General features: G+C 29.3%; 18 protein-coding genes. 5 read left to right on the plus strand and 13 right to left on the minus strand.

Features of this window, described 5'->3' with window-relative positions:
- Positions 1-120 precede the first annotated feature (120 nt).
- On the minus strand, positions 121-1,875 hold the full coding sequence (locus tag J2Z71_RS07970; RefSeq protein WP_210061902.1) for an ABC transporter ATP-binding protein: 1,755 nt from the start codon (positions 1,873-1,875) through the stop codon (positions 121-123).
- Positions 1,876-1,992: 117 nt separating this feature from the next.
- On the opposite strand from J2Z71_RS07970, the gene murJ reads away from it, so the two are divergent.
- Positions 1,993-3,579, plus strand: coding sequence for a murein biosynthesis integral membrane protein MurJ (murJ, locus tag J2Z71_RS07975; protein ID WP_210061903.1), 1,587 nt, complete (start codon positions 1,993-1,995; stop codon positions 3,577-3,579).
- 171 nt (positions 3,580-3,750) lie between these two features.
- Positions 3,751-4,101 carry a MarR family winged helix-turn-helix transcriptional regulator gene (locus tag J2Z71_RS07980; protein ID WP_210061904.1) on the plus strand — a complete coding sequence of 117 codons (351 nt, stop codon included), beginning with the start codon at positions 3,751-3,753 and terminating at the stop codon, positions 4,099-4,101.
- 14 nt (positions 4,102-4,115) lie between these two features.
- On the opposite strand, the gene J2Z71_RS07985 is transcribed toward J2Z71_RS07980, so the two are convergent.
- From J2Z71_RS07985 to J2Z71_RS08005, 5 genes are all read right to left on the minus strand, one after another.
- Positions 4,116-5,075, minus strand: a complete 960-nt coding sequence (locus J2Z71_RS07985) for an electron transfer flavoprotein subunit alpha/FixB family protein (RefSeq protein WP_210061905.1) — start codon at positions 5,073-5,075, stop codon at positions 4,116-4,118.
- A gap of 10 nt (positions 5,076-5,085) precedes the next feature.
- On the minus strand, positions 5,086-5,853 hold the full coding sequence (locus J2Z71_RS07990) for an adenine nucleotide alpha hydrolase family protein (protein ID WP_210061906.1): 768 nt from the start codon (positions 5,851-5,853) through the stop codon (positions 5,086-5,088).
- Positions 5,854-5,984: 131 nt separating this feature from the next.
- Positions 5,985-7,298, minus strand: coding sequence for a GntP family permease (locus J2Z71_RS07995; protein WP_210061907.1), 1,314 nt, complete (start codon positions 7,296-7,298; stop codon positions 5,985-5,987).
- A gap of 40 nt (positions 7,299-7,338) precedes the next feature.
- The gene (locus tag J2Z71_RS08000) at positions 7,339-8,895 is read right to left on the minus strand and encodes an acyl CoA:acetate/3-ketoacid CoA transferase (protein ID WP_210061908.1); all 1,557 of its coding nucleotides are present in this window, start codon (positions 8,893-8,895) and stop codon (positions 7,339-7,341) included.
- Positions 8,896-8,965: 70 nt separating this feature from the next.
- Positions 8,966-9,742: an enoyl-CoA hydratase-related protein gene (locus J2Z71_RS08005; RefSeq protein WP_210061909.1), complete on the minus strand. Its 777-nt coding sequence runs from the start codon at positions 9,740-9,742 to the stop codon at positions 8,966-8,968.
- 828 nt (positions 9,743-10,570) lie between these two features.
- Between J2Z71_RS08005 and J2Z71_RS08010 the strand changes: the two genes are divergently transcribed.
- Positions 10,571-11,713, plus strand: coding sequence for an acyl-CoA dehydrogenase family protein (locus J2Z71_RS08010; RefSeq protein WP_210061911.1), 1,143 nt, complete (start codon positions 10,571-10,573; stop codon positions 11,711-11,713).
- Between the two features lie 174 nt (positions 11,714-11,887).
- Positions 11,888-12,718, plus strand: a complete 831-nt coding sequence (locus J2Z71_RS08015) for a MetQ/NlpA family ABC transporter substrate-binding protein (RefSeq protein ID WP_210061914.1) — start codon at positions 11,888-11,890, stop codon at positions 12,716-12,718.
- 156 nt (positions 12,719-12,874) lie between these two features.
- Here the strand turns inward: J2Z71_RS08015 and J2Z71_RS08020 are convergent, their stop codons facing one another.
- Complete coding sequence (locus tag J2Z71_RS08020) at positions 12,875-13,267, minus strand: ATP-binding protein (RefSeq protein WP_210061916.1); 393 nt, start codon at positions 13,265-13,267, stop codon at positions 12,875-12,877.
- Between the two features lie 199 nt (positions 13,268-13,466).
- On the opposite strand from J2Z71_RS08020, the gene rd reads away from it, so the two are divergent.
- On the plus strand, positions 13,467-13,631 hold the full coding sequence (gene rd, locus J2Z71_RS08025) for a rubredoxin (RefSeq protein ID WP_210061918.1): 165 nt from the start codon (positions 13,467-13,469) through the stop codon (positions 13,629-13,631).
- 45 nt (positions 13,632-13,676) lie between these two features.
- Here the strand turns inward: rd and yihA are convergent, their stop codons facing one another.
- The 6 genes from yihA to J2Z71_RS08055 all read right to left on the minus strand — a co-directional run bounded on the left by yihA (position 13,677) and on the right by J2Z71_RS08055 (position 20,143).
- Positions 13,677-14,276: a ribosome biogenesis GTP-binding protein YihA/YsxC gene (gene yihA / locus J2Z71_RS08030; RefSeq protein WP_210061920.1), complete on the minus strand. Its 600-nt coding sequence runs from the start codon at positions 14,274-14,276 to the stop codon at positions 13,677-13,679.
- A complete protein-coding gene (gene lon, locus J2Z71_RS08035; RefSeq protein ID WP_210061922.1) occupies positions 14,273-16,591 on the minus strand; it encodes an endopeptidase La in 2,319 nt (772 codons plus the stop codon). Before lon ends, yihA begins: the two co-directional genes overlap by 4 nt.
- 57 nt (positions 16,592-16,648) lie before the next feature.
- On the minus strand, positions 16,649-17,872 hold the full coding sequence (gene clpX, locus J2Z71_RS08040; protein WP_210061925.1) for an ATP-dependent Clp protease ATP-binding subunit ClpX: 1,224 nt from the start codon (positions 17,870-17,872) through the stop codon (positions 16,649-16,651).
- 8 nt (positions 17,873-17,880) lie between these two features.
- Complete coding sequence (clpP, locus tag J2Z71_RS08045) at positions 17,881-18,465, minus strand: ATP-dependent Clp endopeptidase proteolytic subunit ClpP (protein WP_210061927.1); 585 nt, start codon at positions 18,463-18,465, stop codon at positions 17,881-17,883.
- A 31-nt stretch (positions 18,466-18,496) separates the two neighbouring features.
- A complete protein-coding gene (tig, locus tag J2Z71_RS08050) occupies positions 18,497-19,819 on the minus strand; it encodes a trigger factor (protein ID WP_210061929.1) in 1,323 nt (440 codons plus the stop codon).
- 111 nt (positions 19,820-19,930) lie between these two features.
- Positions 19,931-20,143, minus strand: coding sequence for a YdbC family protein (locus J2Z71_RS08055; protein ID WP_210061931.1), 213 nt, complete (start codon positions 20,141-20,143; stop codon positions 19,931-19,933).
- Positions 20,144-20,150: the final 7 nt, after the last annotated feature.

Raw genomic sequence — 20,150 nt, forward strand, 5'->3', positions numbered from 1 at the left:
TTTTATCACTAGAGGTTTTTTAATTTTTAGAGAATTAACGCTAAAGCTTTACGGAACCCCCAGTCTAACTGGGGGTTTTCTATTTACAAGAAAAACCCTTCTTAATTGAAGGGTTCTTTTTTATACTTCTATTAATCCACCTTTTGTATAAAGGTTATAATAGTATCCATTCTTTTTCATTAAATCACTATGCTTTCCACGTTCAACAATTCCCTCTTCTGTCATTACTATAATTTCATCTGCATTTTGAACTGTTGTAAGTCTATGAGCTATAGTTACTGTTGTTCTTCCCTTTGTTAGTTCTTCTAGGGAGTTTTGAACTATTGCCTCTGATTTATTATCAAGAGCTGATGTTGCCTCATCTAATATTAATATAGGAGGATTTTTTAAGAATACTCTTGCAATTGAGATTCTTTGTTTTTGTCCACCTGATAATTTTACTCCTCTTTCTCCAACATAAGTGTCAAAGCCTTCTGGGAGATCTTTTATAAATTCTTCAGCTCCTGCAAGTCTACTTGCAATTAAAACTTCTTCGTCTGATGCATCAGTTTTACCATATCTAATATTGTCCATTACTGTACCTGAGAATAAATATACATCTTGTTGGACTATACCAATATTATTTCTAAGAGATTCAATAGTTACATCTTTTACATTTTTATTATCTACTAAAACCTCTCCATTATTTACATCATAAAATCTTGGTATTAAGTTACAAATTGTAGTCTTACCTGCTCCAGATGGTCCTACTATTGCAATATTTTCACCTGGATTAATATTAAGATCAAAGTCTTTTAGAACATATTCTGTTCCTGCTTCATATTTAAAATCAACATCTTTAAACTCTATTTTACCTTTTACATCTTTAAGTTCTACTGCATCTTTAGAATCAATTATATCAGATTTTATATCCATTATTTCTGTAAATCTTTCAATACCTGTCATTCCCTTTTGGAATTGTTCAGTAAATTCTACTATTCTTTTTACAGTAGTTAAAAGTGAAGTTACATACATTACATAAGCAAGTAAGTCTCCTGGGTTAATTTTTCCTTGCATCATAAAAATTCCACCAGCAACTATTAATATTAAATACATTACTCCATCAAATAATTTTGTAATTGTATTAAATCCTGCCATTGATTTATAAAATCTCTTTTTAATTCCAAGATACTGATTATTTTCAACTTCAAATTTTTCATTTTCAATATCTTCATTTGCAAAAGATTTTACAACTCTTATTCCTAGAAGTGAATCTTCTATTGAAGAGTTTAAATGTCCTACATGAATTCTTTGGTCCTTTTGAGCTTGTCTCATTTTTCTATTGTATTTAGATGCAGATATAACCATTATAGGAATCATTAAAAATATTAATATAGTCATTAATAAATTTATTCTTGCAAGTATAATAAATGAAATAACTATCTTTAATGCACCTATAAAATACTCTTCTGGACAGTGGTGAGCAAATTCTGTAATGTCAAAAAGATCATTAGTAATTCTACTCATTATTATTCCAATTTTTGTTTCGTTATAAAAAGAATCACTCATTGTTTGAAGATGGGCATATAAATCAGATCTCATATCTGTTTCTATTTTTGCGCCCATTATATGACCTATACTTGTCATATAATATCCTGCTACTAAGTCTATAATTTTTAATATTACAAATAAAGTTGCAAGTCTTAATACTAAATTTAATGTAAGTTCACTAAAATTATACATTCCTGTATTAGTTAAGTGTCTTAAAATTAAAGGCAGTATCATTTCTGATGCAGTTGTTAAACCAGCACAGAATAAATCTAAAAACAATATTCCCTTGTATTTTTTAAAATAAGGAGAAACTCTTTTTATTAAATCAATATTCTTCAAAATCATCACCCCATTATATATTAAAGTAAATGATAAGATTTAGCAACAAAGCTTGCTTTTAGTTGACTTATAATAGATTAAATAATATACTTTTATAGTGAATATCACGCTTTGGAGGTAAATATGGAAACAACTAAGAACCTTGCAAGGTCTACTCTTGCAATTGTTTTTTTCTCATTTATAGGAAAGATTTTAGGATTCTTTAGAGAGGCTTTACAAGCATCTAAATTCGGCGCTGGAATTGAAATGGATGCCTTTACAGCATCGCAAGCTGCAACAGCTATTATATCAGCTCTAATTGTTACAGCTATTTCAACTACATTTATTCCAGGACTACAAAAGGTTGAATCAGAGCTTGGAGAAGATCATAAATTAAAATATACAAATAATATGCTATCTATTGTATCAATATTTTCTATTGTACTTATTGCACTTGGAATTATTTTTGCAAAATATGTTTCTTATTTAACAGCACTTAAAGCTGATCCTGAAACTTTTGAACTTGTTGTCAAACTTACAAAGTTTGGAATGCCTGTTATTATATTTTCTGCTATTGCAGGAGTTTTTACAGGATTTCTTCAATATGAAGGAAAATTTGCAGCAGCAGGAGCTATTGCAATTCCACTAAATCTTGTATATATCTTTTATCTTTCTTTCTTACATCATATTGGTATTGTAGGACTTACTATTGCTTCTGTTCTTGGAGTATTAGCACAAATTTTATTTCTACTTCCTGATGCTTTTAAAGTTGGATATAGACCTAAGTTTGTAATTGATTTTAAAGATAAATATGTAAAAGAGGCATTAATACTTGCAATACCTGTATTAATATCTACTTCTGTAAATGATTTAAATGTTATTGTAAATAGAAATCTTGCACTTGGTATGGAAACTGGTGCAGCATCAGTTTTAAACTATGCAAATAAAATGAATACAATGATTCTTGGAATTTTTATAACTGCAATTACTGCAATTATATTTCCAACTATGTCTAGAGCCTTTGGTTCAGGAAATATGAAACAAGGTAAAAGAGTTATGAATGCATCTATTAAGACAGTATTATTCTTAACAGTACCTGCTACTATTGGAATGCTTATACTTGCAAGACCTATTGTAGATATTGCCTATCTTCATGGTAAATTTACAATTCAAAATGCAATAGATACAACAGCAACTCTTAGATGCTATACACTTGCATTAATATCAATTTCAATATCAAATGTATTAAATAGAGTTTACTATTCTATTTCAGATACTAAGACTCCATTTTTTGTTGGAGCTATAAATGTTGCAATTAATATTGGATTAAATTTACTTGTAGCACATAAATTTGGAACTCGTGGACTTGCAGCATCAGTTAGTATAGCAACTACTATCGCTGTAATTATTAGTTTCGTTTTATTAAGAGATAAAATTGGAAATCTTGGAATGAAGTCTATTATAAAGGCATTAATAAAAACATTAATGGCAGCAACTTTAATGGGAATATTTTGTTTTGTATATTTCCCAATTGAAAAATTCTTTATATCTTTTGTTTCAGGAAATGCTCAAACAACGCTAGTCAAGCTAATTGTACTAATGATAGTCGTTGGAGTTGCAGTTATTATATATGGAGTAAGTCTATATAAACTTGGTGTTCGTGAAATTCGTGATATTGTTTATATAGCAAAGAAAAAAATAAATAATAAAAAAGAATTAAAACAAGGTTAAATCCTTGTTTTTTTCATTTTCACTACCATATTTCATCTAAATATATTATAATAATTAGTATAAGAACTATTATTCAAATACTATTTCAAATTAAAAGAGGTGTTAGCTATATATTTAAGTGACTGTATCAATTTTCTATTGACAACTTCACAACATAAAGTCTTTCAAATCATGAAGTCTAGATTAAAGCAATTTGATATTACTCCTGTTCAATATGGCGTATTACAATGTATCTGGCAATTAAATATGCATAATCCTAAAGAAATTGCACAATTTCTAGATCTTGAAAACTCCACTATTTCTGGAATACTTGAAAGAATGGAAAATAAAGACTTAATCATTAGAGAAATTGATGAAAACGACAGAAGATATATTAAAATAGATCTTACAGAAAAATCAAAGGCTCTTGAAGCTCCTGTTAATAAAGTAGTTGAAGAAGTAAATAAAGATGTAATGTCTATTTTTAGTGAAGAAGAAAAACAAACATTAAAAAAATACTTAAGAAGAATTATTACAATATAAAAAATACTAATAGTTTAGATACTATTAGTATTTTTTTCTTTTAATATATTTAACATATTCCTAATTATTGAATTTGCATCTGCAACTACTCCATAATCAGAATATTTATAGATTGGTGAATTTCTATTATTATTTACACTTATAATATATTCAGACTCTCCCATTCCTGCAATATGTTGAATTGCTCCTGAAATACCAAAGGCAATATATACCTTAGGTTTTACAAAACTTCCAGTTTGGCCTATTTGTTCATCTACTCTAGCCCATCCTAAGTCTACAGTAGGTCTAGAGCCACCTATTGAAGCATTAAACTCTTTAGCAAGCTTTCTTAAGTCTAAGAAGCTATCCTCATTTAAAAGACCTCTTCCTCCTGCAAATATTATATCAGCATCTTTTATATCAACTATATTCTTTAAGTCTTTTTCAATATCTAAAATCTTTACATTTTCATTATTAAAATAATCAGAATCTATTACTTTAATTTCACTAATATTTTTATTAGATATTTCTTTTTTAACTTCTACACTTTTTACTAAAACAAGATAAGGATGTTCTCCATTAAATTTGTATTTAGAAAAACTACTTCCATCAAGAGATGGTTTAATTGCAACAATGCCATCTTCTTCAATCATAATATTAGTACAATCTGTAAGAAGTGCTCTATCTATTCTAACACTTAGAATTGCAGCTATTTCTCTATACCTTTGATTTGATGAAAATAAAACAATACTTGCATCTTTATCTTCTAAGAATTCAATTAAAGCTCTAGAATAAGATTCATAATCATAATTTATAAATTTTTCATTTTTAAGAAGTATAATTTCATCTACATCATAATTTTTATGAATATCTTTAATACTACTATCTATAAATATAATAGATACTTCTTCCTTTAAATCTAAAGAAAGTTCTCTTGCTTTTAACACAAGTTCATTATTTATTTTTCTATTACTATCTCCAATAATATAAATCATAATATCTCCTTTAAAATCCTAAATTTCTCAATACTTCAATTAAATTTTCAGATGACTCTATATCACTTACCCCATTTAATATTTTAAGCTCTTTATCTAAATTACTTTCTGGTGAGAAGTTTTTTATAAGTTCTATACTATTTTTATCTTTTTGAATAATATTGTTTTCAAGTATTTCTTTTGCATTTAATTTTACAACTTCCACATCATTATAAGCTCTCATTATATCAGACACTTTAGGATGTCTTACAAGTCCCTTTTCTCTCATAGATTGAAGAACTAATGGTGTTTTTACCTCTAAAGTATAAGCTTCTTCTATTGTGATATATTTTTTACTAATGATACTTTCTTCAAAGGCTTCAAATTCCTTACTATAAACTATCCTTGGAATATTTAAATATTCCGAAACAAGCGTAGAAATATTTACAGCATCTCCATCATAGGCAAGTCTTCCAAATAAAACTAAATCAAAATCAGAAAAATTTTCCTCTATACTTTTTGCAATTAATTTTGCAGATGTATGGTAATCGGAAAAATCAAAATCATCTATTGCTAAATGGTAAGCATCATCTACACCAAGAGAAAGTGCTGATTTTAATGTTTGATCACTATTTTTTACATCTTCAGCTAAAAGAAGTACTGAAACTTTTCCTCCCACTTTATCTTTTGCAATTAGTGCTTCTGAAATAATATTTCTATCACTTTTTCCCAAATATTCTTCATCATCAAAAATATCTGCATTATTATATAGATTTCTTAAAACAACTATTATATTCATTATTACCTTCCTTTTTAAAAAAATTTATAATATAAGTATACATAAATAATACTTAAAATCATACTAAATTTTACTTATATAAATAAGAAAAGGTACCCTATTAAAGGATACCTTTTTAAATTTATCAATATTTATACAATACCAATATTTACAAGACCAATAAAGATGAAACATACGATAAATGGTATTAAAATTTGAGTAATAGCTATATCGTAGTAAGCTTCTTTATGAGTTAATTTACAAATATTTAGTAGAGTAATTTGTGTTCCTTGATGAGGAAGTGTATCTAGAGTACCTGCAGAAATAGTTGCAATTCTGTGAACATACTCTAAGTTAATACCCATTTCAACATAAGTTTGTTTTAGGGCATTAAATGCAACTCCAAGTCCACCTGAAGCTGAACCACAAGCACCAGCACAAATAGAAACTGTAATCATTACAAATACTAATGGACTTAAGTTGAAGTTTTGTAGTGAGTTAACTAAGTCTGAGAATCCTTTAGTTTGTTGAACAATTCCACCAAATCCTACAACAATTGCTGTATTTAATATAGCAACTCCTGAGTCTGCTGCACCTTTGTTAAATAACTCAATCCATTTTGCTAAACTTTCAATTTTGTTAAAGAATAATACAATACTTAGCGCAATACCTATTGTAACTGCAGTTTCTACTGGAACATGCAGTACGTTAAATGATACTAAAATAGCAATAATTGGTAAAAATGCTAAATATGGATTTGGTAGATCTGCATCTACTTCATCTTCTTTAAGTTCTTCTGCTGTTAATTGATATGTTAATGTCTTATCATCAAACACAATTCCCTTTTTAGTGAATTTACGTGTTCTGTACTCTAACCATGCAAAGATTAATGCATACATTGCAACTGTTGCAAGTATTGATGGTAATAGAGCTGCATTAGCTGTTGTACCTAAGTTGTCAATAGCTATAACGTTTTGAATTGATGGTGATCCTGGACCACTCATTGACCATGTCCAACATCCTGATGAAATTGCTGCTGGCATAAGTCTTCTTGTAATATTTCCTTCTTTGAATAATTGAAGTGCTATTGGATAAATTACAAAGAATACTACGAATCCACTGATACCACCATAAGTAAGAATACCAGTAATTGTCATAATAATTGGTGCTACGAATTTTCCCTTACATACTTTTGCTATAAATCTTGCTATTGCTTCTGCTGCACCTGTAAATTGGTAAATAGATCCAAAAAGTGCTCCAACAAAGAAGATTAAAAAATAACTAGATACATAACCTGCTGCTGCTGGCATGAAATAGTCTTTCAGACTTGCCAAAATTGGCATGCCTGAAAATACTATAACAAATATTGAAACAACAGGAGCAAGAATTAAAGCACTTATTTGTTTAAATGCTAATAACGCGAATAGTATTATTGCTAATACTAAAACAAGAATTCCAAAGTTCATAAATATCTCCTATTATATATAAATTTTTTATTTAATTTTTTTATTTTTTAAGTCCCATAACTTCATCTCTGAATATACGCATATCCATAAGCTTTGGTTCACCATCAATAATTGGTTCAAAGTCCATTAGATCTAATACTTGAGTCTTAACATCGATTCCTGGAGCAACTTCTACTAAGTGCATTCCATCTTCTTTAAGTTCAAATACTGCTCTTTCAGTGATATACATTACAGGTTGTTTGATTTTATTAGCATATTCTCCAGAGAATGTAATTTGTTCTACATCTTTTAAGAATTTAACAGATTTACCTTCTTGATTAATAACTAATTTTCCATCTTTAACTTCAGTTTTTAGTCCACCTGCTGTAAATGTTCCACAGTAAAATACTTTTTTAGCATTTTGAGTGATATTTATAAATCCACCACATCCAGCAATTCTTGGTCCAAACTTACTTACGTTAATATTTCCATGACTATCAGCTTGTGCAAGACCTAAAAATGCAAGGTCAACTCCAGCTCCATCATAAAAGTCAAATTGATATGGTTGATCTAGTATACAATCTGGGTTTACTGATCCACCAAATTTAGCTCCACCTTGTGGAATTCCACCAATAGGTCCTGCTTCTACAGTAAGTGTCATATAATCGCCAATACCTTCTTCATTAGCAACTGTTGCAACATATTCTGGAGCACCTATTCCAAGGTTAACTACTGTGTTTTCTTCAAGTTCTAAAGCAGCACGTCTTCCGATGATTTTTTTAGCATCAAGTTTTGCAGCTTCGCCACCATCTAGAGGAATTTTAAATTCTCCAGACATAGCTCCATCATATTCACAACCTCTACATTGTTCGTGATCTTCTTTATTTTCTGCCACAACAATATAATCAACATAGATTCCTGGAATTTTAACAAGTTTAGGATCTAATGATCCACCTTTTACTACTTTTTCAACTTGAACTACAACTTTTCCACCACAGTTTTTAACTGCTTGAGCCATTGAAGTAACTTCAGTACTAGCTACTTCATGATCTAAAGTAACATTACCGTATTCATCAGCATATGTTCCTCTAATAAATCCTATATCTAAATGAATTGATTTATATATAAGTTTTTCTTCTCCTAGAACTTCAATAACTTCTACTAAATCTTCTTTAGTAATGTCATTTAGCTTTCCACCTTCAATTCTAGGATCTGCAAATGTATTAAGACCAACATGAGTTATAGTTCCTAATTTATGTCCTGCAATATCTCTATATAATTGAGCTAGAGTTCCTTGAGGAAAGTTATATCCTTCAATTTTATTAGCAAGGATCATTTCTCCAAGCTTTGGAACCATATTGTAGTGACCACCGATAACTCTTTTTATAAGTCCTTCATGTGCAAAGTGATCTGCACCTGAACCATCTCTATTTCCTTGAGCTGCTGCATAAAATACTGTTAAATCTTTAGGAGAACTAGTCTCTAAAAATCTTTCCTCAACAGCACTTGTTAAAGCTTCAGGCATACAACTTGCTACAAAGCCAGAACTAGTTAAAGTCATATTGTCCTTAACTAGCTCAGCAGCTTCCCTAGCAGTTATTACTGGAACTTTTTTCATATTAAATAACCTCCTAAGAATGCTTCCTATTTTATTATTGTCTTTTACTATATTCTTAAACTAATCTAAATTAGAAATCTGTTAATTTAGCTTCACGTTTTTCTAAGAATGCAGTCATTCCTTCTTTTTTATCATTAGTAGCGAATGAAAGACCAAATAGGTTAGCTTCTAATTGAAGTCCACTTGCAAGGTCAGTATCAAGACCAACATTAATAGCTTGTTTAGCAAGAGTTATTCCGTAGCTTCCTTTGCTCATTATTTTAGCTGCCATTTTTTTACAGAAATCCATAAGTTCAGCATTTGGAACTACTTTATTTGCAAGTCCAATTCTATATGCTTCTTCAGCATCAATCATGTCAGTTGTGAAAATAAGTTCTTTAGCTCTTCCTTTTCCAACAAGTCTTGGAAGTCTTTGAGTTCCACCAAATCCTGGAAGAATTCCTAAACCAACTTCTGGTTGACCAAATTTAGCATTGTCTGCTGCAACTCTAATATCACAAGCCATTGAAATTTCACATCCGCCACCTAGAGCAAATCCGTTAACTGCTGCAATTGTAACTTGTGGCATATCTTCTAATCTTTTGAATGCTTCAAATGCTAACATTCCCATTTGTCTTCCTTCAGCTGCTGATGCATTAACCATTTCTGAAATGTCTGCTCCAGCTACAAATGATTTAGCTCCTGATCCAGTTAAGATTACAACTCTGATATCTTTTCTTTTTTCAATTTCTTTAAAAGTTTCATTAAGTTCAGCAAGAGTTTCACTGTTTAGTGCATTTAGTGATTTTGGTCTGTTAATAGTAACTACCGCAACTTCGTTTTCAACTTCCATTAATAAATTTTTCATTAAAATACCTCCTAAATAATTTAAAATAATTTAAAATAGCTATTAACCATAACAACTAGAACAATCTAGTTTTAATAAATAGTGTTTAGTCTTTATTATTTATGTAAAAAATATAATACTGTATAAAGAATACATCATAAGAACTATTAATGTTTCCAACATTTAGTATACTAACTAGTCGGAGTAAAAAATCCCTTACACACCTTATATGTGCAATAAATAACATTTTTATATATATTAGATAATGTTTTCAACATAATATAACAAAGAATCTAAAACAAAACACAAAGTTTGATTTTCTGCAAAATATAGAATGTTAAAAAATTCTCAAACTTTAAGCAAATTATATTCTCCCAGATATTTGAAAGAATTCAATACTTGATTTCTTAAGCTTTCGCTTTATATTGCCTTATTTAAAGGTAATAATTTGCAAATGTTTACTTATTTATTGATTAACTATTATTATGGTTCTACAACTTAAATTTGTCAAGTTATTTATCAATAATTAGCTTGTTTTTTATTAATACATTTTAGTATTTTAATGAAAATCCAAACATTATAATTTTATCCCCTTGACAATGTTTGCGAGGGGTGATATATTGTGATTAAAATAATTAGCGTACTAAGTATTCACGTTAAATAATATGCCGTACTTATTTAAAGCTTAACTTAATTCACAATTCGAAATAATTGGGTTACTAAACTCAATTGACATTATTTTTATAAAAGTTTTGAAAAATGAATCAATGTAAAAGATAGTATGTTAATTATTACATGAAAAAATAAAATAATGATTGAATAACATTCGAGATTATCAAGGAGGATATTATGAATTTTGAACTAACTGAAGAACAAAAAGCACTTCAAGAAGCTGTTAGAAAATTTGCTCAAGAAGAACTTAAACCAGGCGTTATCGAAAGAGACGAAAAAAGCGAATTCCCAATTGACCTTTTCCATAAAATGGGAGAAATGGGATTAATCGGACTTCCATATCCAAAAGAATATGGTGGACAAGGACTTGGATACTTAGAATATGCACTTGCTGTAGAAGAAATTTCTAAAGTAGATGCTTCAATGGGTATTTCATATTCAGTTTCAACTTCACTATACGGTGGAAGCGTTATGAACTCAGATGCTACTGAAGAACAAAAGAAAGCTTTCTTACCAGAAGTTTTAGCTGGAAAAGTTCACGGTGCATTCGGACTTACTGAAGCAAATGCTGGATCAGATGCTGCTGGATGTATTACAACTGCAGTTAAAGACGGTGACGAATATGTTCTTAACGGAATGAAAATATTCAACACAAACGGACCATTAGCTGGATACTATGCTATCTATGCTTTAACAGAACCAGAAAAGAAAGCAAAAGGTCTTTCATGTTTCGTAGTTAAAGCTGGTACTCCAGGACTAAGAGTTGGAAAAATCGAAAACAAAATGGGAATCAGAGCTGCACAAGTTTCTGAAATCATTCTTGAAGACGTTAGAGTTCCTGCAGCTAACAAAATTACTGAAGAAGGTAACGGATTTAAACTTGCAATGAAAGCACTTGATGGCGGAAGAATCGGAGTTGCTGCTCAAGGACTAGGAATTGCTGAAGGTGCATTCGATATAGCTATTGAATACCTAAAAGAAAGAGAACAATTCGGAAAACCTCTTTTCAAAAACCAATACCTTGCATTCAAAATGGCAGAACTTGCTATGGAAATTGAAGCTGCTAAATACATGCTTTACAAAGCTTGTGCTGACAAAGACAATGGTAAAAACTACACTATCTCAGCTGCTAAAGCAAAATACCTATGTACAAATGCTGCAATGCATGTAACTACAGAATGTGTAACTATGCTTGGCGGAAACGGATACATGAGAGAATACCATGTTGAAAGAATGATGAGAGATGCTAAAATCACTCAAATTTATGAAGGAACTAATGAAATCCAAAAACTAATCGTTAGCGGAACATTATTCAGATAATTCAGATAATTTATACAATATATACCATATTTTCTATATTTTATTTATTTAATATTAAACACAAAGAAAGAGCAAGGTCCACCCCTTGCTCTTTTACGTACATAAAAACAATTTAATTACTTTTTTCTCTTAGAAGAAATCTTTAATAAAAATATATTTAGATTAGGAGGAATTATGAAATATTTTAAAAAAATAATTCTAAGCATAACTATTGTTCTTTCCATACTTTCTCTAATGGCATGTAGTAATCATAAGCAAAAGCCTACTTCTAATTCAGAAGATAATAATAAAATAATAATAGGACTATCTCCTACTCCTCATAAAGAGATTATTGAAAACTTAAAAGAGGATTTTAAAAACGAGAACTTAGATGTCGAAATAATCTTATATGAAAATTATGTAGAACCTAATTTGGATTTAGCATCTGGTAAAATTGATGCAAATTATTTTCAGCATAAGCCTTTTTTTGACATATTCTCAAAAGAACATAACTTAGATCTTAAATCTCTAGGAAGCATACATATAGAGCCTATAGGAATTTATTCATCTAAGTATAGTAGCCTTGATGATTTAAAAGAATTTGATACAATTACTATACCTAATGATTCATCAAATAAATCTCGCAGTCTAAGACTACTTCACAACGCAAATATAATTAAACTTAAAAATCCCGATTTTATTAACTTAAGTAATTTTGATATAGAAGAAAATACTAAAAATCTAGATTTTGTTTTTAAGAATCCAGAAGATATATTAAAAAACTTTTCTGATTCAGAAATAATTATATTAAATTCCAATTTTGCACTTTCAAATGGAATAGATCCTATAAAAGACTCTTTATTTCTTGAAGATATAGACTCTCCCTATGCTAATATTATTACTATTAGAAAAGAAGATGAAGAAAATGAAAAATATCAAAAATTCATACAAATCATACAATCAGAGAAAACTAAAGAATTTATTAACAAAAGTTATAATGGTTCTGTAATAGCAACTTTTAAATAATAAAAAAATCACCGATAGTCGGTGATTTTTTTACTGTCAATATGTCTTTTATTTCCTAATCTCTTAATCTAAAGAATTTATTAACAAAAATAAAATATCTTTAATAATTATATGTATTTATACAAAATACCAATACTTTTTTTGTATTGTTAATTATTAAAGATATTTTATTGCAATAATTTCATTTTTCTTTAAAATCAAGTCATCTGTTAATGCCTCTACAAGCACAAGTCCCCTACCACAACATCTCATTTGATCTACATCATATGAAGTGAAGTCATAATCTATTCCCTCTCCTTCATCGCGTACATTTATAGTTATATTATTTTCATCTATTGTCATATTCACAAAAACTTTTTTATCTGAATTTTTTTTATTACCATGAATTACTCCATTAACAATAAGCTCGTTTAAAATAAGCCTTATATCAAAAAACATCTCTTCATCTTTAATATAAGTCCCTAATTTTTCTAATATATTTTTTAAAAAAGTTTTAACAGATTCTAAATCACTATTTACAGAGCCATTAAAACTATATAATATTTCCATAACAAACACTCCATTCTTAACACTTATCATTCTATTTTTTACCCATAAATTATACATTTTAAACTCTTTGTAATTTATTGTCAATTAAACAATTTTTAATTTTTATGTTAATTATTTGCAAAAATGGGAATATATAATGTATACTGAAAAATATAGAATAAATATTAAAAATATAAAAGTTGAGAGGAGAATAATTATTATGAAAAAATACGAATGTGAATTATGTGGATATATATATGACCCAGCTGTAGGTGACGATGACGGTGGAATCGCTCCAGGTACTTCATTTGAAGCTCTTCCAGAAGATTGGGTATGCCCACTTTGTGGAGCTGGAAAAGAAGACTTCGTAGTTTATGAAGACTAATTAAATAAAAAAACGACGTAAATTTAATTTACGTCGTTTTTTTATTTAATCTTCTTTATGAAATTTCATTATATCTTCTAATATAAACCATATTTCATCTACCATATCTTTTTTTTCTGAAGAAAATGGCACTATTAAATCTTTATTTTTAATTTTTAATTTTTTTGCTATTATATTTATATTTTTAGCATATTGCCCTTTTGAAATCTTATCAGATTTTGTAGCAATAACAATTCCAGTAAAGCCATTTTGTAAAATAAAATCATACATTCTAGCATCTAGTGATGTTGGTTCATGTCTTATATCTACTAGTAGAAATACTTCATAAATTTCATCTCTTGATTCTAAATATTCATTAATACTATCTGCCCAAGATGATTTTGCACTTTTAGATACTTTTGCATATCCATATCCTGGAAGGTCTACAAGTCTTAATGCATCATTTATTTTATAAAAGTTAATAGTTCTAGTCTTACCAGGTGTAGAAGATGTCCTAGCAAGCTTTTTTCTATTTAATATAGCATTTATAAATGAAGACTTACCTACATTTGATCTTCCTGCAAAGGCAAATTCAGGCAAATCCCCATCTGGATATTGACTTTTTTTAACTGCAACTCTATCGAGTTCTGCTGTTTTTATTTTCATTCTTCATCTATTAAGGCATATTTTTCCACTTCATACATCTCTTCTACAGGAATTATTTTTAAGCCTTTTATCACATTTTTTTCAATTTCTTTTAAATCTCGTTCATTTTCTTTTGGAATTAATACAGTTTTAATTCCCATTCTCTCTGCTGCTAAAAGTTTTTCTTTAAGTCCACCAATTGGAAGTATCTTTCCTCTTAATGTTATTTCTCCAGTCATGGCAATATCTTTTCTAACTGCTCTATTACTAAGAGCTGAAAGTACACTTGTTGCCATAGTTATTCCTGCAGATGGTCCATCTTTTGGCACTGCTCCTTCTGGAACATGAATGTGAATATCCTTATTATGTCTAAATTCAGGATCTATATTAAATTTATCACTATTACTTGCAAGATAGGATATTGCAGCCATCGCTGATTCCTTCATTACATCTCCAAGTTGACCTGTTAATGTTAGTTTTCCATCTCCTGGCATTATATTTGTTTCAATTGCAAGAGTTTCTCCACCTACTTCAGTCCAAGCAAGTCCATTTACTACTCCAACTTGATCCTCTTTATCTATTAGATCAAATAGATAGAATTTTTCTCCTAAGAATTTATTTAAATTTCTTGATGTTACTGAAACACTTTTTTTATTTTTTTCTACTATTTGAAGAGCTGCTTTTCTAGTACATTTAGAAATTTCTCTTTCAAGATTTCTAACTCCTGCTTCTCTTGTATAGTAATTTATTATATCCATAAGTGCTCCATCAGATATTTTAAATTGAGAATCTTTTAATCCATTTTCTTTAATTTGTTTTGGAAGTAAATATTTTTTTGCAATATTAAATTTCTCCTCTGGAGTATATCCTCCAAGTTGAATAACTTCCATTCTATCTAGTAGTGGTCCTGGGATTGTCTGTGTAGTGTTTGCTGTTGTTATAAAAAACACATTAGATAAATCAAAGGGTAGTTCTAAATAGTGATCTGTAAAAGTTTTATTTTGCTCTGGATCTAACACTTCAAGAAGTCCACTTGCAGGATCTCCTTTATAGTCTGATCCAACTTTATCTATTTCATCAAGCAAAAATACAGGATTATTTTCTCCTGCTTTTTTAATTAGAGAAATAACTCTTCCTGGAAGTGCTCCTACATAAGTTCTTCTATGACCTCTAATTTCTGCTTCGTCTGTAACTCCACCAAGACTCATTCTTACAAATTCTTTATCAAGGGAATTTGCAATTGAATTTGCAATTGATGTCTTACCTACTCCTGGAGGTCCTACAAGGCATAATATAGGCCCTTTTGAACTTTCTGATAACTTTCTTACTGCAATAAATTCTAAAATTCTTTCTTTTACATTTTTAAGACCATAATGCTCATTATTTAAAACTTTTCTTGCATGATTTAGGTCTATTTCATCAGATGATGATTCTTCCCAAGGAAGATCAAGTATCCAATCTACATAGTTTATAATAACTGTATATTCTGGAGACGCTTCATTTACCTTAGCAAGTCTTGAAACTTCTTTTAGAACTTTTTCTTTAACATCTTTTGGAAGTTTTTTATTTTCAATTTTTTCTCTATATTCATCAACAGAAGACCCATAATCCTCATCAAGTTCTTCATGGATTACTTTTAATTGTTCTTTTAAATAATATTCCCTTTGAACTTCATTCATATTTGATTTTACTTTTTGATCTATGCTTTTTTCAATTTTAAGCATTTCAATTTCTTTTCTTAAAATACCATGGTATTCAAGAAGTCTTTCATAAGGATCTACTATTTCTAATAGTTTTTGATTATCTTCAATACTTAGATTAATATATCCAGCTGAAGTATCTACTAGATTAGATGATGTTGAATTATCTATTACTGATTCTAATATTCCTGGAATTTGTTTTGTATCAAGTTCTTCATATTCTGATAAATCAGCTTCTACAAGCCTTTTTGCAGCTTCTAGATTTTTATCCTTTGGATCTTCTTCTTCTAACTCTTCAAAGGTTTCTATATTAGCTTCATAGTATTCACTATCTAAGTCAATATCTACTATTCTAGCTCTATATAGTCCTTCTACTAAAACTCTAACAATACCTCCTGGTATTTTTAAAATTTGTTTTACTGTTGCAACAGTTCCATATTCATATAAATCATCCTCAGTTGGATCCATAATCTCAGAATCCTTTTGAGCTGTTAAAAATATTAATGATTCCTTAATTTCTGCTGCATCTACTGCTGCAATACTCTTAGGTCTTCCACAATCAAAATGTGTAACCATTTTTGGAAATACAATTAAATCTCTAAGAGCAATTACAGGTAATTTCATATTATTATCCATCTTTTCACCAGCTTTCTTTAAGAAAAATAAAGGCTCACAATCGTGAGCCCTTAAGATTTATTTAGTTTCTTTAAATACAATTTTAGGTTCACTATTTCCTTCTACTGATTCTTTTGTAATAATTACTTTTTTTACATCATCTCTAGAAGGAATTTCATACATAACATCCATAATTGTATTCTCAATTACTCCTCTAAGTCCTCTTGCTCCAGCTTTTTTTTCAATAGCTGTTTTTGCAATATAATGTAGAGCATCTTCTTCAAATTCAAGTTCTACATCATCAAGTCTTAAAAGTTCCTTATATTGTTTAACAAGAGCATTTTTAGGTTTAGTTAAAATTTCCACTAAAGCTTCTTCATCTAGTTCTTCTAGAGTTACATTTACTGGAAGTCTACCTATTAATTCTGGAATAAGTCCGAATTTTAGTAGGTCTTCAGTTTGTACTTTTTCTAAAATATTTTTTCTAGATTCTTCTTTAGAAACAACTTCCATATTAAAACCCATTGAGCTTTTGCTTGTTCTTGCTTCTATAATAGACTCAATTCCATCAAAAGCTCCTCCTACAATAAATAATATATTTGTAGTATCCACTTGAATAAATTCTTGATTAGGGTGTTTTCTTCCTCCTTGAGGAGGTACATTTGCAACAGTTCCTTCAATTATTTTAAGAAGTGCCTGTTGAACACCTTCACCACTTACATCACGAGTTATAGATACATTTTCAGATTTTCTAGCAATCTTATCTATCTCGTCAATATAAATTATACCCTTTTCAGCTTTTTCAATATCATAGTCTGCTGCTTGAATTAGTTTTAATATTATATTTTCAACATCTTCTCCAACATATCCTGCTTCAGTAAGTGTTGTAGCATCAGCTATAGCAAAGGGAACATTTAAAATTCTAGCAAGAGTTTGAGCAAGAAGAGTTTTTCCTGATCCTGTAGGTCCAATCATCAAGATATTTGACTTTTGAAGTTCAATATCACTTTCTTCTTTAGTACTATTAATTCTTTTATAATGATTATAAACAGCAACAGAAAGAGCACGTTTGGCTCTTTCTTGCTTAATTACATAAGAATCTAAAATACTTTTTATTTCAGCAGGTTTTTTAAGTTCAAAAATAGTATCATCTACAATTTCCTCTTCTTCATCTATAATTTCAGAACATAAATCAATACATTCATCACATATATAGACATTTGGTCCTGCAATAAGTCGTCTTACTTGATTTTGAGTTTTCCCACAGAAGGAACATCTTAAAATATCATCTGTGTTAGACATCTTTCACCTCAGTCTTTTTTCTCAATAACTCTATCAATTAAACCATATTCAGCAGCTTCATTAGCTGATAAATAATAGTCTCTGTCTGTATCTATTTCAACTTTTTCAAGAGGTTGACCAGTTTCCTCAGACAAAATTTTATTAATTCTATTTCTAACTTCAAGGATTTTTTCTGCATGTATTTTAATATCAGAAGCTTGTCCTTGAGCACCTCCTAGAGGTTGGTGTATCATAATATCTGCATTTGGTAGAGCAAATCTCTTGCCCTTAGTTCCAGCAGCAAGTAAAAATGCACCCATAGATGCTGCAAGTCCAACACAAATTGTTGATACATCACATTTAATGTAATTCATTGTGTCAAAAATTGCAAAGCCTGCACTTACAGATCCTCCAGGACTGTTAATATAAATTTGAATATCTTTATTAGGATCTTCTCCTTCTAAGAATAATAGTTGAGCTACTACTAAATCTGCAGTTACATCATTTACTTCCCCAGTTAAAAAGATAATTCTTTCTTTTAATAGTCTTGAATATATATCATAGGATCTTTCACCACGATTTGTTTGTTCTACTACCATAGGTACAAGTGCCATCTAATCACCATTTCCTTTTTTAAAATTTATCTTAGTTTTCTTCTTTTTCTTCCTTTGGTTCTACAAATTTTGCATTTTCAACAAGGAATTCTATAGCTTTTCTGCTCTTCATATTGTCTAATAGAGCCTCTTTATTTGATTCAAGCATATATTCTTTCATTTTCTTTTGTTGTTCTTCATCATCAGCAAAATATTTTTCAACCATTTCGTCAATATCTTTTTCAAGTTCTTCATCGCTTACTTCAAATTTTTCAGCTTCAACTATAGCTTCAATAGCAAGTCCAGTTTTTACTTGTTTTTCAGCTTCTGGTTTTAAATTCTCTGAGAAATCTTCAACTGTAGTACCAAGCATTTTAATATAATCTTCTAAGCTCATTCCTTGAGCTCTTAAGCTTTGATCAAAGTTTTGTAGTTGTGAATTAACTTGTGAGTTAATCATTCCTTCAGGAATTTCAACTTCAACATTTTCAACTATTTTTTCTAAAACAGCATTTTCTTTTTCAGCTTTTGCTCTTTCTTCAAATTCAACTTCTTTTTTAGCTCTTATATCTTCTTTATATTCTTTAACTGTTTCAAATTCAGAAATATCTTTGATGAATTCATCATCAAGTTCTGGAAGTTCTTCATAAGAAATTGTATTTAGAGTAATTTTGAAAGTTGCTTCTTTTCCCTTTAAATCTTCTGAGAAGTAATCTTCTGGGAAAGTTACTTTAATTTCAAACTCATCTCCTACTTCATGTCCTACGATTTGTTCTTCAAATCCTTGAATAAAAGTATTAGCTCCAAGTTCTAAATCTTGTTTTTCAGCTTTTCCACCTTCAAAAGCTTCTCCATCTACAAATCCTTCAAAGTCAATATTAACTTTGTCATTCATTTGTGCAGCTCTATCATCAATGTTAATTAGACGAGCATTCATTTGTCTTTGATTTTCAAGTTCAGATTCAACTAGCTCATCAGTTACTTCATATTTAACATCTTCAACTTCTATACCCTTATATTCTCCAAGTTTAACTTCAGGTTTTACATCAACACTAACTTCAACAACAACATCACTTCCGTGATTTGCTTCTTCAATGTCAATATTTGGTTGATCAACAACATCAAGTCCAAGTTCTTCTATTGCATCAGCATAAGCCTTTGGTAGAACTTCATTAATAGCATCTTCAAAGAATACATCTTTTCCATATAAGTTTTCAATTATTTGTTTAGGTGCTTTTCCCTTTCTAAATCCTGGGATTTGGAAATATGCTCTATTTTTGTTGAAAATTTCTTTTTCAGCTTTAGCAATTTCCTTAGCATCTAGTGTAATATTAAAAAATACAGTATTTTTTTCTTTTTTCTTTATATCAGTCATAATTATCCTCCGTTTTCCTAAGTTCTATTACTTAGGCTATTTATTTACAGTTAAAATATATTATATCATAAGAGTGAGATTTTCCCACAATATTGCTAAACTTTTTTGAATTTAAAGCTCTTTTAAAGCTTCTTTTAAATTTTCTATCTCTTCTTCAGTAAAAGTTACGCCTTTTCCCATCTTTTCATGAGACTCATCCCATTCTCTAATATCATATTTTGCTTCTCTTTCATTCCAGCTAACCATATTAAATTCTTTGCTCCAACCCTTAGCATTAGTTGAAAGTGTTTTTATATGTTTAGTTATTTCGAATTTAAAAGCCATAATATCT

Origin of the sequence: Peptoniphilus stercorisuis, assembly GCF_017874395.1 — a bacterium.
GTDB lineage: Bacteria > Bacillota > Clostridia > Tissierellales > Peptoniphilaceae > Anaerosphaera > Anaerosphaera stercorisuis.

Coding starts and splice junctions, on each gene's coding strand:
- murJ (WP_210061903.1), top strand. CDS start 1,993: ATGGAAACAACTAAGAACCTTGCAAGGTCTACTCTTGCAATTGTTTTT.
- J2Z71_RS08005 (WP_210061909.1), bottom strand. CDS start 9,742: ATGAAAAATTTATTAATGGAAGTTGAAAACGAAGTTGCGGTAGTTACT.
- J2Z71_RS08015 (WP_210061914.1), top strand. CDS start 11,888: ATGAAATATTTTAAAAAAATAATTCTAAGCATAACTATTGTTCTTTCC.
- clpX (WP_210061925.1), bottom strand. CDS start 17,872: ATGTCTAACACAGATGATATTTTAAGATGTTCCTTCTGTGGGAAAACT.
- J2Z71_RS07985 (WP_210061905.1), bottom strand. CDS start 5,075: ATGATTTATATTATTGGAGATAGTAATAGAAAAATAAATAATGAACTT.
- J2Z71_RS07980 (WP_210061904.1), top strand. CDS start 3,751: ATGAAGTCTAGATTAAAGCAATTTGATATTACTCCTGTTCAATATGGC.
- J2Z71_RS07970 (WP_210061902.1), bottom strand. CDS start 1,875: ATGATTTTGAAGAATATTGATTTAATAAAAAGAGTTTCTCCTTATTTT.
- J2Z71_RS07995 (WP_210061907.1), bottom strand. CDS start 7,298: ATGAACTTTGGAATTCTTGTTTTAGTATTAGCAATAATACTATTCGCG.
- J2Z71_RS08055 (WP_210061931.1), bottom strand. CDS start 20,143: ATGGCTTTTAAATTCGAAATAACTAAACATATAAAAACACTTTCAACT.
- tig (WP_210061929.1), bottom strand. CDS start 19,819: ATGACTGATATAAAGAAAAAAGAAAAAAATACTGTATTTTTTAATATT.
- clpP (WP_210061927.1), bottom strand. CDS start 18,465: ATGGCACTTGTACCTATGGTAGTAGAACAAACAAATCGTGGTGAAAGA.
- J2Z71_RS08000 (WP_210061908.1), bottom strand. CDS start 8,895: ATGAAAAAAGTTCCAGTAATAACTGCTAGGGAAGCTGCTGAGCTAGTT.
- J2Z71_RS07990 (WP_210061906.1), bottom strand. CDS start 5,853: ATGAATATAATAGTTGTTTTAAGAAATCTATATAATAATGCAGATATT.
- yihA (WP_210061920.1), bottom strand. CDS start 14,276: ATGAAAATAAAAACAGCAGAACTCGATAGAGTTGCAGTTAAAAAAAGT.
- lon (WP_210061922.1), bottom strand. CDS start 16,591: ATGGATAATAATATGAAATTACCTGTAATTGCTCTTAGAGATTTAATT.
- rd (WP_210061918.1), top strand. CDS start 13,467: ATGAAAAAATACGAATGTGAATTATGTGGATATATATATGACCCAGCT.
- J2Z71_RS08010 (WP_210061911.1), top strand. CDS start 10,571: ATGAATTTTGAACTAACTGAAGAACAAAAAGCACTTCAAGAAGCTGTT.
- J2Z71_RS08020 (WP_210061916.1), bottom strand. CDS start 13,267: ATGGAAATATTATATAGTTTTAATGGCTCTGTAAATAGTGATTTAGAA.